The organism is Gemmatimonadales bacterium (genome assembly GCA_019637315.1).
Lineage (GTDB): Bacteria > Gemmatimonadota > Gemmatimonadetes > Gemmatimonadales > GWC2-71-9 > SHZU01.
The window spans coordinates 21,081-34,772 of record JAHBVU010000010.1 but is presented as its reverse complement, the minus strand read 5'-3'; the positions used below and the strand labels follow the sequence as shown (position 1 = coordinate 34,772).

10 protein-coding genes are annotated in these 13,692 nt (G+C 64.7%); 2 read left to right on the top strand and 8 right to left on the bottom strand.

The annotated features are described in order from the left end of the window. The first annotated feature begins 124 nt into the window (after nucleotides 1–124). Nucleotides 125–1,102: a class A beta-lactamase gene (bla, locus tag KF785_11005; GenBank protein MBX3147287.1), complete on the top strand. Its 978-nt coding sequence runs from the start codon at nucleotides 125–127 to the stop codon at nucleotides 1,100–1,102. Nucleotides 1,103–1,179: 77 nt separating this feature from the next. Here bla and aceA read toward each other — a convergent pair whose 3' ends face one another. Together aceA and KF785_10995 are read right to left on the bottom strand one after the other, a co-directional pair. Then, entirely contained in the window at nucleotides 1,180–2,466 is a 1,287-nt protein-coding gene (aceA, locus tag KF785_11000; GenBank protein ID MBX3147286.1) for an isocitrate lyase, read from the bottom strand. A gap of 17 nt (nucleotides 2,467–2,483) precedes the next feature. Further along, entirely contained in the window at nucleotides 2,484–4,040 is a 1,557-nt protein-coding gene (locus KF785_10995) for a hypothetical protein (protein ID MBX3147285.1), read from the bottom strand. Nucleotides 4,041–4,242: 202 nt separating this feature from the next. On the opposite strand from KF785_10995, the gene KF785_10990 reads away from it, so the two are divergent. Further along, entirely contained in the window at nucleotides 4,243–5,736 is a 1,494-nt protein-coding gene (locus KF785_10990) for a helix-turn-helix domain-containing protein (protein ID MBX3147284.1), read from the top strand. A gap of 68 nt (nucleotides 5,737–5,804) precedes the next feature. Here the strand turns inward: KF785_10990 and KF785_10985 are convergent, their stop codons facing one another. From KF785_10985 to KF785_10960, 6 genes are all read right to left on the bottom strand, one after another. Further along, complete coding sequence (locus KF785_10985; protein MBX3147283.1) at nucleotides 5,805–7,301, bottom strand: serine hydrolase; 1,497 nt, start codon at nucleotides 7,299–7,301, stop codon at nucleotides 5,805–5,807. Between the two features lie 72 nt (nucleotides 7,302–7,373). Next, the gene (locus KF785_10980; protein MBX3147282.1) at nucleotides 7,374–8,516 is read right to left on the bottom strand and encodes a membrane dipeptidase; all 1,143 of its coding nucleotides are present in this window, start codon (nucleotides 8,514–8,516) and stop codon (nucleotides 7,374–7,376) included. Nucleotides 8,517–8,557: 41 nt separating this feature from the next. After that, entirely contained in the window at nucleotides 8,558–10,042 is a 1,485-nt protein-coding gene (locus KF785_10975) for a serine hydrolase (GenBank protein MBX3147281.1), read from the bottom strand. Nucleotides 10,043–10,127: 85 nt separating this feature from the next. After that, nucleotides 10,128–11,507, bottom strand: coding sequence for an amidohydrolase family protein (locus tag KF785_10970; GenBank protein ID MBX3147280.1), 1,380 nt, complete (start codon nucleotides 11,505–11,507; stop codon nucleotides 10,128–10,130). A 160-nt stretch (nucleotides 11,508–11,667) separates the two neighbouring features. Next, nucleotides 11,668–12,900: a hypothetical protein gene (locus KF785_10965; protein ID MBX3147279.1), complete on the bottom strand. Its 1,233-nt coding sequence runs from the start codon at nucleotides 12,898–12,900 to the stop codon at nucleotides 11,668–11,670. A gap of 17 nt (nucleotides 12,901–12,917) precedes the next feature. Continuing rightward, complete coding sequence (locus tag KF785_10960; GenBank protein MBX3147278.1) at nucleotides 12,918–13,562, bottom strand: autotransporter domain-containing protein; 645 nt, start codon at nucleotides 13,560–13,562, stop codon at nucleotides 12,918–12,920. Nucleotides 13,563–13,692 lie beyond the last annotated feature (130 nt).

The window sequence follows — 13,692 nt, the reverse complement described above, 5'->3', positions numbered from 1 at the left end:
CCCTGGTCGCAACCTTGCAACGCATACAATAACGGATACAATTTGAGCCTGCACCGGGCGCTTCTGCCAGCGACCGATCGTACCTCCACTCTCTCCCGGGGCCATATCCATGTTGAGTCGTTTCGTGACACCGACGCTTGCCGTCCTGACGCTCGCCGGCGCCGCTGGTGCCCAGACACCCAGCCAGAACCTCGCCAACGAGATCGCCCGGATCGAGCCGTCATCCGGTGGCACCCTCGGCGTCGCCGCGCTGCACATCGAGTCGGGCCGGACCTTCTTCCACAAGGCCGACGAGCAATACCCGTTAGCCAGCACTTACAAGCTGCCGATGGCCGTCCTCGGTATGAAGCTGGCCCAGGAGGGCAAGCTCGATCTCAACGCGATGATCCAGTGGGACACGACCGATCTCCACATCGGGAGCGAGGCCCATCTGCTCTTCCGGAAGCCTGGCTTCGCCATGTCACTTCGGAATATCGTCGAAACCACCATCATCCTGTCGGAGAATAACGCCACCGACATCCTGCTCACCAAGATCGGCGGCGGAACGGCCGTGACCCAGTATCTCCGCAGCCTGGGGATCAACGATATGCGGGTCGACCGCCCCACGGCGGAGGTCATCGCGCACCCGTACGGCATCACCGACATCTGGACCGCCGACGGCAAGTTTTCGCGCACCAAGTGGGAGCGGCAATCTGCCGCGCTGAGCCAGGCCCGGCGCGACTCGATTGCCTACTACTACGCCAAGGATCCCCGCGACCACGGCAGCCCGCGCGCGATGCTGACGCTGCTCACCAAGCTCTGGAAGGGCGAGCTGCTCGACAAAGCGCATACGGCCGAGCTGCTCGATATCATGTATCGAACCTCGACCGGCGCGGGCCGGCTCAAAGGCATGCTCCCCGCGGGAACCCCGGTCGCGCACAAGACGGGGACTTACTCGGGCACGGCCAATGACGTCGGCATCATCGACTTGCCCGACGGCACGCACCTCGCCATCGCCGTTTATGTGAAGGGCTCGCGCCGCCTTCAGGGCCCGCCGCTGGAGAACGCCATTGCCCAGTCGGCCCGCGCGGTATACGACTACTTCCTCTACAGCAGCAAGTAGTCCGCTCGTTGTACCAACGCGCCTCGGGGGGCGGCGGCCGATTGGCCGCCGCCCCCCGAGTCACCCGCAGTCTGATCTCAGTGGAACTGTTCGGATTCGGTCGACCCGGCCAGCGCCGTGGTCGAGGAGCCTCCCCCGCTGACAACCTGCGTCACATCGTCGAAGTACCCGGTGCCGACTTCGCGCTGGTGCCTGGTGGCCGTATAGCCGTTGACCTCCGCCGCAAACTCCGCCCGCTGCAACTCGGCGTACGCCGCCATACCGCGCTCGGCGTACCCGCGCGCCAGCTCGAACATCCCGTAGTTGAGCGCGTGGAAGCCGGCCAGGGTGACGAACTGGAACTTGTAACCCATGGCGCCGAGTTCCCGCTGGAACCTGGCAATGGTCGCCGCGTCGAGTTTCTTCTCCCAGTTGAACGACGGTGAGCAGTTGTAGGCCAGGCGCTTGCCGGGAAACTCGGCGTGGATCGCATCAGCAAAGCGGCGAGCCTCGTCGAGATCGGGCGTCGAAGTTTCGCACCAGATCAGATCCGCGAACGGCGCGTAGGCCAGACCGCGGGCAATCGCCTGGTCCAGGCCCGGGCGGACCCGATAGAATCCTTCCGCGGTCCGCTCGCCGGTCAGGAAGCGCTGATCCCGCTCGTCGACATCGCTCGTGATCAGCGCCGCCGCGTTGGCGTCGGTCCGGGCCACCAGCACCGACGGCACGCCCTCGATATCCGCTGCAAGCCGCGCAGCGAGGAGATTCCGCACCGCCGCCTGGGTCGGAATCAGCACCTTACCGCCCAGGTGGCCGCACTTCTTCTCGCTGGCCAGCTGATCTTCGAAATGCACCCCGGCCGCCCCCGCCTCGATCATGCCCTTCATCAGTTCGAAGCAGTTGAGCGGACCGCCAAAGCCGGCCTCTGCGTCGGCCACAATGGGCGCGAACCAATGGGTGTCGGTCTTGCCCTCGGCGTGATCGATCTGGTCGGCCCGCTGTAATGCCTGATTGATTCGCTTGACGACGCTCGGCACGCTGTTGGCCGGGTAGAGGCTCTGATCGGGGTACATCTGTCCCGCCAGGTTCGCATCGGCCGCCACCTGCCAGCCGGACAGGTAGATCGCCTTGAGACCGGCCCGAACCTGCTGCATGGCCTGGTTGCCCGTCAGCGCACCGAGCGCGTTGACGTACGGCTCGTCTCGCATCAGCGCCCAGAGCCGTTCGGCGCCCTGACGCGCCAGGGTATGCTCGACGCGCAGGCTGCCGCGCAGGCGCACCACATCGGCGCCACGGTAGGGTCGTTCGATCCCGGTCCATCGTTCGCTGGTCGCCCACTCCTGCTCGAGCGCCGCCGCGTCCTGATCCTGCCCTGGTCTCGTCATGGTTCCTTATCCTCGATTCAGATCGGATCGTGCCGGTCGGTCACGATCATGGCTTCACTCTGATTCCGCGCCTCACGGAGACGCTCTCGCTCGTTCGGATCCTCGACGCCATCGAGAAGCCGGGCGAGTTCGGTGTCGTATAAGGCGGTGAGATACTCGGGGGTGTGCAGCACGGCGCGCCCCGCCTCATCGAGGACCGGCACCTGCTCCCGATGGCGCACGCGCTGTGCCAGCATCAGCCGATAGATCCGATCGGTGGCCAGATCCTCCATGTACCCCTCGATGAGACTGGCCCCCCGGCCCGCCAGGACCCCCGCCCGGTACCGGATGGTGACGCGGGCAGCAGCCTGAGAGCCGGCCACGGTATGCGCACCTACCCCTTTTGGCGCGGGGCGAAGATCAGGATAGCGGTCGATTACCGCGGGTCGCCGGAATCCCTGGTTCGGCACAGGAAACTGCGCCACCGCGACGGTGTTCTGGTCGGGGTGCCCGGTCCAGGCGCCATCCATCAAGGCGCTGGCCTCGTTCTGCTTGTCGCGCTCAAGCGCAGCAAGCGCCCTTCCATTGAGCTCGGCGTCGGTCCGACTCGGGAAGAGCGCCGTCATGCCCCCGATGGCAAGGATGCCCCGCTTGTGGCAGATCTCCGGCAGGAGGATCCGAAGCCGTTGAAAGAACGGAACATCGTGGGGAATGGTGTTGCGGTCAGGCAACACCCAAGCCGGGTCGGCGAGGTTGAAGTGGATCAAACTCGCCATGTAGTCCCAGCGCCCGAGATTGAGCCCCAGGATATGGTCGCGCAGATGGAAGACGAACTCTTCCATCCCGTACGCCATCGGATGGGCCTCCACCAGGGCCATGCACTTGATATGGTCGCGGGGCAGCCCCTTGAGCTCCGCTACGCGAGCAAACAAGTCACGCCACCAGATCGCCTCCTCCGGCGACTCGCTCTTCGGGATGTAGATGGCAATCGGATGACGCAGCCGAGCCGGCTCGAGCCGATGCACCAGCAGCGCAACATCGAAGAGCGAAGCGGAGACGAGTTCATCCCGCACCACGCCAGCCTGGTGGAGGTGCAGACCGCGCACCCGGACCCAAGTGACCGTGGCCGACGGGGCAATCGCCACCCGGGCATCCCGCTTGCTGTCGTGATAGGTGAGCGTACCGTGCAGCGCCTCGACCGCATTGGCGTGCCCGCGAAGCAGCGTGGGCCAATCGTTGGCCATCGAGTCTTCGAGGTCGATCATCACACCCGGCGCACCGGAGTTGAGCATCTTGACGACCAGTTCGCCATCGTCAGCGGGCCCGGTCATCTGGTTGCGCTGATCAGCGCACCACGCGGGGAGGGCAATCCGCCAGTCACCGGTCGTCGCATCCGACGGCTCGCGATGGTCAGGCAGAACGCCCTTGTGCGCAGCTGCCAATGCTTCGGCACGTCGCTCGACCAAGCGGCGCTGCCGCGGCGAAAATTCCTGGTGCAATGCCAGCAACTGTGGGTAGAAGCCAGCCGGCAGGTCGCGCAGCGGATCAAAGCCGGCGGGGGCGGTGTTGGAGCGCTGCTCGAAATCGACCGTCATGCCGGAGACCTCGTTCCTGGAATCGAAGGCGCCCGGCTCGCGGCCGGATGCACGCCAACTGTCTGGGCTGCCTCCCCAAGCTAGGATCGAACCAGGGATCCGTCAAGCGAAATTTCGCCAATGGTTTGCTTTTCGCTGCACGCGAAGATAGGTTGACCGAGGACCTTCGCTATCAGCGGGCCACCGCTGGAACGGAACTGCCATGGCCAACACCGCACATCTCCGCACCATGTTCGGCATCAAGCTGTCGCGCCTGCGCGATGCCCGACGCCTGACCCTGAGCGCGCTCGCCGGACAGGCAGGCGTGTCGGTCTCCTACCTGGCCGAGATCGAAGCCGGGAAGAAGTTCCCCCGGGCGGAGAAGCTGCTCGGTCTGGCGGACGCTTTGGGCCTGAGCCTCGAGGACCTGATCTCCTCGAAGGTCGACGCCGAGTTTGCCCCGCTGCAGGGTTTCCTCGACTCACCCGGCCTGGCGAACTTTCCGTTCGAACGCTTCGGATTGCCCCGCGAGGAACTGGTCCACCTGCTGAGCCGCTCGCCGAACGAAGTGGCGGCGCTACTCCGCACCTTGAACGACATTGCCCGCCAGTACGACATCGGCGTCGAGCATTTTCTGCACGCTGCGCTCAGGTCCTATCAGGAACTCACCGGCAACTACTATCCGGACCTCGAGGCTGCCGCCGAGGCCTTTGCGGACGAACTGGCCGAAGCATTCCCCGACTGCACGCAGGGAGAACAACTCGAGCGGTGGGTCGCGGCCGAGCTTGGACTCTCCATCGACGACCGCGCGCTGGGCAATGCCGCGCCCCTCAAGACGGTTCGTGCCGTCCGCTTCGAGGGCGAGCGCCGCCTGCTGATCAGTCCGGCCCTCACCGCATCCCAACGCGCCTACATCCTTGCCCGCGAAGCGGCCTATCATCGGCTGCGGCTCAAGGCGCGCTCATGGGTGTCGCCACCGGACTCGGACGGGTCGTTCGATCAGGTAATCAATGACTTCCGCGCCTCCTACTTTGCCGGAGCCGTCCTGCTGCCGCGGCGCGTGATCAGCGCGGAACTGAAGAAGTGGTTCCGCCAGACGAAATGGCAGCCAAGCGTTCTCCTCGACCTGATGGATCGCTACCAGGTCACGGCAGAAACGCTGATGTACCGGATGAGTCAGATCACGCCCGGTGAGTTCGGGCTCAAGGTGCACTTTCTCAAGTTTCGGACGGAAGGCACCACCTATCGACTGGTCAAGCAGCTCAACCTGTCGAACCTGCCGGTCCCGGAGGGTCACGGGGGCAGCGAACATTACTGTCGTCGCTGGCTCACCACCCGGCTGCTGACCGAGCTCAACCAGCGGCAGCATCGCCATCCGCGGCGGCAGCCAGACCCGGCCATCGGAGTCCAGTCCTCCCGATTCCACGATCGGACCGACGAATACTTTTGCCTGGGCCTCGCTGCGCCAGCTGCGCTTGACCCGACCATCAATACCAGCCTGACCATTGGCTTCAAGATGGACGAAGCCTTTTTCCGGACGGTCCGGTTTGCCAAAGACCGCTCGATTCAGCGGGCCCTGATCAGCTCCACCTGCGAACGGTGCCCCTTCGATTCCACCACCTGCCGTGATCGGGTTGCCCCGCCCAGCCGGGTCCGGCGAGAGCGGGCTCACCAGGCGCAGCAGCGCGCGCTGACGGCACTCCGCTCGACCCCCTGACACCACCAAACACAAGCGCCGCGAGTCCCGAATCGGACTCGCGGCGCTGCTCGGTTCGCATGCCGAGGTTAGGAGCGACCCGGTCCGCCGGCCTTGGCATGGAAGGTTGCCAGGCCCGACACCTCGACCTCCGACACCTTCGCATCGGCGTCGAGCTGAAAGAGGAATGACCGCGCTCCGTCCCTGAAGGTGTTGAAGTGCCAGTGTTCCGCAGGCACGTCGATGCCCTGCCATCGGAACCGCAGCCGATTTCCGTCGACCGATACCGAGAGATCGCCGTAGAGCGGATCGGTATAGGTGCCGGCATAGCGTTCGAGCGGCAGGGACGGGCGCGTACCGGACACCCGCGCGTCGGCCATTCGCTTCGCCGCCTCGGCCTGCCGCGCCGCCGCGGCTCGATTCCGCTCGAGCCCCTCGGCGAGATAGTCCTTGGCCGGGGCTCCGAGGAGGAACCGATCCATGATGTTGGAGACGATGGCGGGCCCCGCCGAATGCGGTGATCCGTTGGTCAGCACGACGATCCCAACCTGTGCGTCTGGCAGCGTCCACATCTCCGAGAGCATGCCATCGATCCCGCCGTTGTGCCACGCGACCCGCGCGCCGCGATAGGTCGTAATCACCCAGCCCAGGCCATAGCTCGACGTGCCGCTCACGCTGTCGCCTGCCCCGCCGGAGTTGATATGCGGCGTCTTGGCGACTGCGAGGTTGGCTTCGCTGACGAGGCGCTTGCCGTTGTAGACACCATTGGCAAGGTGAAGCCGTACATAGCCCGCCATCTCGACGATGCTCGAGTTGATGGAGCCGGCCGGCGCGGCATTGTCGAGGTTCCGCCACGGAATCGGCTTGGCGCTCCCATTCGCTATCGCATGCGGGGTCGAGACGTCGGCCTGCTGCGCCAGGCCGTTGGTGCTGAGGCTGCTGTTGTCCATTCCAAGCGGCGCAAAGATCCGACGGCGCACCACGTCGTCAAAGCTCATCCCGGCGGCGCGACCCACCATTTCGCCGGCCGCGAGGAACATGACGTTCTGGTAGCCCATCTCGGTGCGGAACGACGCATTGGGCGTCAGGTGACGGATCCGATGCAGAATTTCATCGCGCGAGTACGACGTGCCGTACCAGAGCGGATCTCCCCGACGCCCAAGCCCCGACCGGTGCGACAGGACGTCGCGCAGGGTGAGCTCGCGGGTTACATAGGGATCGTAGAGCTGGAACCCGGGCAGCCATCTGGTGACCCGGTCATCCCACGTCATCACCTTGTCATCGACCAGCATTGCCGCCGCCGTCGAGACGAACGACTTGGTGTTCGATCCGATGGCAAAGATCGTGGTCGGCCGGACCGGATCTGGCTTGCCGATCTCCTTGACGCCGAACCCCTTGGCGTAGATGAGCGAATCACGGTGCACGATGCCGACCGCGACCCCCGGCAGATTCCACGCCTGACGCACCTGCTCGACGTACTGGTCGAGCCCCGCCAGCGGATCGGCCTTCCGCTGCGCGGCAAGAGTGCCGCTCCATCCGGCCAACAGCAACACCAATACGCCTAACGTCCGAACACTCCGTTCCATGACTTCCTCCTGGGGAGTACGCCTGCGATTGCGGCGCCCGACCGCGCAGACGCGAGCGAACGCCGCAACGAATCAGACCCAGATCTGGCCGAGCACTCGCTTGAAATTCCCCCCCAGGACGCCAAGAATGTCGGCATCGCTGTACTTCCGGCGGATCAGTCCGTCGGTGATGTCGTACATCCGCTTCGGATGAGCGATCTCATCGATGTCGATCTTGTCGCGGAACGCGTAGCTGTCTTTGTAACCAGCCTTGAGCCGCTTGTAGTCCTCCGGCGGCATGTCATCGTAGCCGTACAAGTCGATGTCACTGCCGATTCCGACATGCTCACGGCCACCGGTAACCTTGGCCACGTGATCCATGTGATTGAGATAGTCCTCAATCGTGGTGGGCTCCTCGTTCTTGACGAAGTTGCGCACCCCGGTAATACCCATCACACTGCCGGTCTCACCCACCTTCTTGATCACCTCGTCGGGCTTGCAGCGCGGGTGGCCGGGAGCCAGCGCCCGGGCGTTCGAATGGGTGATGAGCACCGGCTTCTTGGAGGCCTCGAACGCGTCGAGCGAGGTCTTGTCGCCGCAATGCGAGACGTCGATGGCCATGCCGACTTCGTTCATCCGCGTCACGATCCGAAGCCCGAAATCGCTGAGGCCTTCGTCTTGCCGCTCGGTGGATCCGTTACCGATCCAGTTCCGGCTGTTGTAGGTGAGCTGCGAAACCCGCTGCCCATACCCGTAGAATTCCGCAACATGGTTCGGGTTCTGGAAGTGATCGGCGTTCTGCACCCCGAGCATGATACCGAACTTGCCGGAGGTCCGCACTCGATCGAGGTCGCCGACAGAGTCGATCCGGATCAGGTACTCGTCCCGGCCGGCAATCAGACTGTTCAGGCTGTTGAAGTACCGCAGTGCCGCCTCGTAGGCGTTCGGCCCGCCAAACCCCGTCGCATGATGCCCGACATGGATGCCGGACGTCTTGTAGGGCTCGAAATCCGCCGCCGTGAAGGACTCCGGATTCGCGTTCCACCGCCGCTGCTTGGCGAAGTCGAGTGTGAACGGAAAGAGCATGTCGATGACCAGGGCCTGCTTCATCAGCGCAATACAGCGGGCCGAGTACTCGGTCGTGCTCCAGGGAAACAGCTGGTACCGCCCTCGGAGGAACGCGGGTGCCCCGATGGCCGCGACCGTGGTCGTAAGGAACTGCCGGCGAGAAGTCATGATTGCCTCAATCGAGTGCAGGAATGGGAGTCAGACCGCAATCATCGTTTGCGTCCAAAGGTCCCGAGGTTGGGATACACCAGCGAACGAACCCGGCCCGACGCATCGAGCTGGAAGGTGACACGGGTCGGTCCGAAAACCGGATTCCGCCAGACGATGGCATAGGTGTCGAAGTGCCAGTGCTGCAGGTCGCCCGTATAGTGGGGACCGAAGCGCGCGACCAGGCCACCGTTTTCCTCGGTCACGCTGATCTCGCCGTACATGCTGTCGGCATAGACGCCGGCGTACTGGGCCTGCGCCAGCGACGGAGAGGTTCCCGTCACCCGCGCAGCCTCGACCTTGCGCCGTTCGTCTTCCGATCGCTGCTGCGCTGCCTTGGCATCGGCCAGGTAGAGCGCACTCCAGTCTTTGTCGGCTCCGCCGGTATAGCGATCGAGCAGCCAGTACATCATGGCCGAGGGAAGGCTCGATTCGGAGACGTTGGTGAGCACCACGACGCCGAGTTTCTTCCCCGGCACCAGGGCAACCTGGGCCCGCATCCCGCGAATCGCACCGCCATGAGAAACCAGCTTCATGCCGCGATAGTCGCGCAGCGACCAGGCCAGCCCGTATGCGGTGAGGTTGGTCTCCGGGAAATTGCGCTCGTCCGTTGCGCTGCGGGATGTGTGCATGTGCGGTGAGTGCATTTCCTTGATCGTTTCCGCCTTGATCAGCCGCCGACCGCCGTACACGCCGTCGGCCAGATGCAGCCGGATCCACTGGGCCATGTCCGCGACGCTCGAGTTGATCGAACCGGCCGGCCCGATGTTATCGATGTTGGCCCACTCCACCGCCGTCGGCACCCCGCCAATCTTCTCGTGAGGCGAGGCGACATCCGTCTGCGCCGCCAGCGGCACCACGCTCGTAAAGCTCCGATGCATGCCGAGCGGCTCGAAGATCCGCTGCTTCACGAAATCGTCCCAGACTGTTCCCGTGACTTTATCCACCACGGTACCCGCTGCCAGGTACATGATGTTCTGGTAGCCGTACTGCGACCGGAAACTCCAGGTCGGCTCCAGGAAGCGAACTCGGCGCAGCACTTCGGCCCGGGACATCCCGGAGTTCGACCAGAGGCGATCGCCGCGAACCAGGCCGCTCCGGTGAGTCAGCAGGTCACGAATCGTCAGCTCGCGGGTGACATACGGATCGAAGAGCTCGAAATCCGGCAAGTAGGTTGTCACCCGGTCGTCCCAGTTGATCTTACCCTCATCGACCAGCAGCCCGAGCGTGGCCGAGGTAAACGCCTTGGTGGTCGAGCCGACCGCAAAAATGGTGTTCGGAGTCACGGCATCGGACTTGCCCAGCTGCCGTACGCCGTAACCGCGCATCAGCACCACGGAATCATTTCGCACCACCGCGAACGCAATGCCCGGAGCCTGCCAATCCGCGAGGGCTTTGGTGAAGTACCGGTCGATGGCCTGCACGTTCTGAGCAGTTGCGACGCCCGGAACGGCAATCGACACGACGAGCCAGAGCCAACGAATCATGAGCTCAATCCTCCGAGACCGAATGGATGCGTACAAGTTTGTATACAATAATCCGACCGAAGCCGGCCTTCGGCAAGGGTCGACCTCACCGCCTCGGATTCAGCGCCCGCGGCTGATGGCGAGGATAGACGACCTGCCCGCCCTGCACCTGCAAACGGCCGTCGCGAATCACCACCTCGACGTTGCCCAGATCCTCGATCCGTTCGTCGGGACGACCCGCCACGACCAGAACATCCGCCAGCTTGCCGGCCTCCAGAGTACCAAGCAACCTCCCCATATCGATCAGCTCGGCGTTGATCCTGGTGGCAATCTCCAGCACCTGCGGTACGGTGTAGCCGATCGAGACGAGCTGGCGCATCTCCTCGTGGTACGGCCAGGGCAGATACTGATACCAGTCGACTACCAGGTCGGTTCCGATTCCGATCCGGACCCCGGCCTCCTTCATCGCACGGACGACCGCGAGGTTGGCCTCCTGCGAGAAGGTGAACCGTCGGCTGGTCGAGCCGTAGTAGCCCCCCGACAGGGCAAAGATGATAGTGTACGGTACCAGGGTGGGGTTGGAGGCGACCCCCTTCTCTGCCATGAGGCGAATCGCCTCCGCCGACCGCGGCAACGGGTGCTCGATCATGTCGACACCCGCTCGCACCGCGCGATCGATGTAGAAGGTCTCCGCATCTGCGGTCACCATCAGGCCGAGCTCGTGGGCCTCCTCGACAGCCGCTTTGATCTCCTCCTCAGAGTAGTGGCTCGAGACCTTGATCAGGTCGGCGCCCTTCCGGAACTGTTCGCGCACCGCCTCACGCCAATCATCGGGACCGGAGGCCTCGCGAATGCTCGCGAGCGGCCGCGATCCCTCGAGGTCGACCTCTGCACCGTGCCCGCCTTTGCCCGTGATCAGGCTCCCGGCGGCAAGCACCCTCGGCCCGACAACCCGCCCCTCCGCAACCCATTGCTTGAGCAGAAAGGGCGTGTCGCCATTGGAGGCAACATCCCGAACCGTCGTGATGCCACTCTCGATATAGTATCGAAGCCGCTCCACCCCACGCAGCGCACCGTCGGCGATACTCCAGGCCCGCGCGTCGGAGTTGCCCGGCAAGCGGTAGTCGAGATGAGTATGCAGGTCGATCAGGCCAGGCAGGACCGTCTTGCCCGTGACATCGATCACCCGGGCATCGCGCGGCCAAGCCGTCGACTCAGGCGGTACGACGGCGACGATGCGATTGCCGGTGATCACCACGGTGCCCGGACGCGCAGCCGCGCCAGTGCCGTCCCAGACCCGGCCACCTCGCAATACGATCGAACCGGTCGGAACGTTGACGCCCGTCGGCATCGGGATGCGACGCGGATCATTGGTGACGGAGGTGCTGGAATCGATCCAGCGTTGTCGCTCCGTTCTCGGCACCTGACCCGACAACGGCAGGACCTGACAGAGGCTGAGACCGGCAAGCAGCAAAACGTGGCGCATTGGGATGCCCCGAGAGAAGCGCGTGGATCAGGATGGAGGGAACTCGGGGAATCTAGCCAACTCGGTCGACCGACCGAAAGGTTCCAGCGAGGAGGAACGCAGCGAGGCGATCCCTGCGGGGGCATCGGAACGACCGATGCCCCCGGCAGGCTAACCGTCCTCAGTTTGGCGCGTGAGCGTGCCCCACCCCGTAGTCGCGGCTGGAGCCGATGCTCGGCCCGGACAGATCCAAGCCCGTGTTGTTGATGCGCGCGATGTACTGCCGGATGGCGCCCGGGAACGGTTCTGTCCGCGCGCCGCGGCCAAACGGATCCGTATACCAGGTCGTCGGCCCATCGGCGTTGTTGACATCGAGTGAGTTGATATCGAGGAAGCGACGCACCCCGTTGAACGGCGAACGCGGGTCGGTATGCGCCATGCCGACGACTGCGGCAACCGCCGCACAGGGCGCCCCCCGCGCTCGCAGGCCGGCCGACGTCACAGTATAGCAGAGGTCGATCGGGCGCCCCGTGAAGTCCGGTTTGTCCGGGTCGAAGAAGCGACTCGGGGCAAAGACCTGGAAGTAGGGATCCATGTGCGCCAGGGTCCGCCCTTCGGGTGTCTTGATCACGAGCGATTGCTGCCAGCTCTCGTGCATGGCGTCTTTGAGCCGAGACTGGCTGCCTTCGCCGACCAGCAGGTGCCGCTCCGCACAGGTCCGGTCGGGCAGCACCCGCTGACCACCGCCGTTGGGCGAATTGGCTGGCGTCGCCGTCCCGACCTGGATCCGGGCGCCATCGCAGTTGCGGGTGAACTCACCGGGCCGCCCGATCGCGGCCATCATCGTGACCCGGACTTCGGTTCCGTCGTTGCATTTGGCGTGGTAGATCACCTCGTGCAGGTTATTGGTGAAGGCATCTCTCGAGTGGGTTCCCTGGTGCAGTTTGTAGAGGATGTCGCACCGCACGGACAGCACGCTGCCGCCCGCATTGGCCACCCGCATCTGCACGTCGTTTTCCCATTCGACCTTGTGGCCGACATGGTCCTCGTGCCGCCGGCCGCTGGGATCCCAGATATCCAGTTGCTCGTTGGCGTAGCCGAACGCCATCGCACCAACCGACTGCGCCAGACGAGACCCCGACGGGTCCCGGCCATGTTCGTGACCAAAGCTGCACCCCGTCGCCGGGTCGACCGGCGGATGCCAGGTCGGGTACGCCTTGCCATCCGGACCTACCGTCGAATACTGCTGGTGGACCGAGACCGGACACGTATCCGTCGGGCCCGGCCGCCAGGCGCCGTACGCAACGCTCGGCGACACTGAGGCAGGGTCAAGCCCGGCAAACGAGTCACCGCCACACCCGGCAACGGCGACGAAAACAGCGACCCCTGCGAACCGCCCAAGCAGATTCACCATCTGATTACCCCTCGCGATCAATGCCAGGTCAGGCCGATGCCGGCCTGGGCCAGAAGAACGTTGGCGCCGTTGGACAGCGTGTTCCGCTGATACTGAGTTCCGTTGTCGCGCGTGGTGGCCAGCGCCCCCTGCGATGACGCGAGCAGATTGAGAAACGGCACGATCGACATGTTGGGATTTACGCGGACCTCATAGCCGGCGCCCAGGTGGGCCGAGAGACCTCCGCCCAGGAGGCCGATCTGGACGGTCGAGTTGCTGTTCTCGAGGGCCCAGCGTCGGTACCGGGTAAACCCGAGACCGGCCTTGAGGAAGTAGCCGTGCTCAGGATTGGGATACCAGTAGCCGTTGGCAGCAAGCGACCAAACTCGCTGATTACCTCGCTCGTCGCTTCGGGTCCAGGCGTTCGCTTCCGCACCAACCAGCAGCTTCGGGTTCAAGGTGACGCCACCGCGCAGGTAACCGGAAATTCCGCGGCTCCCCTGTTCGCCCTCGCAGATCCGGCAGTTGAGTGTCGACGCACCCCCACCGATTCCAACACCCAGCCAGGTGCCCTGCCGAGACGCGACCGGGCCCCCGCCCGATCCGGCTGCGACCTGCGCGACCAGCGTCGGCGCCACCAGCCCGAGCCAGGCCGCCACGAGTACGACTCTTCCGACGTGCATACGCCTCCCCGATCAGTTGCGGCGGTTCCCCCGCCTGAGCCGGCCGAGTCGCCGGCCCCACCAGGCAGGTGGGCAGCTTGCGTGCCGCACGCGCCGGGCGCCACACTCGGGGCAGCGACGCAGTCTGATC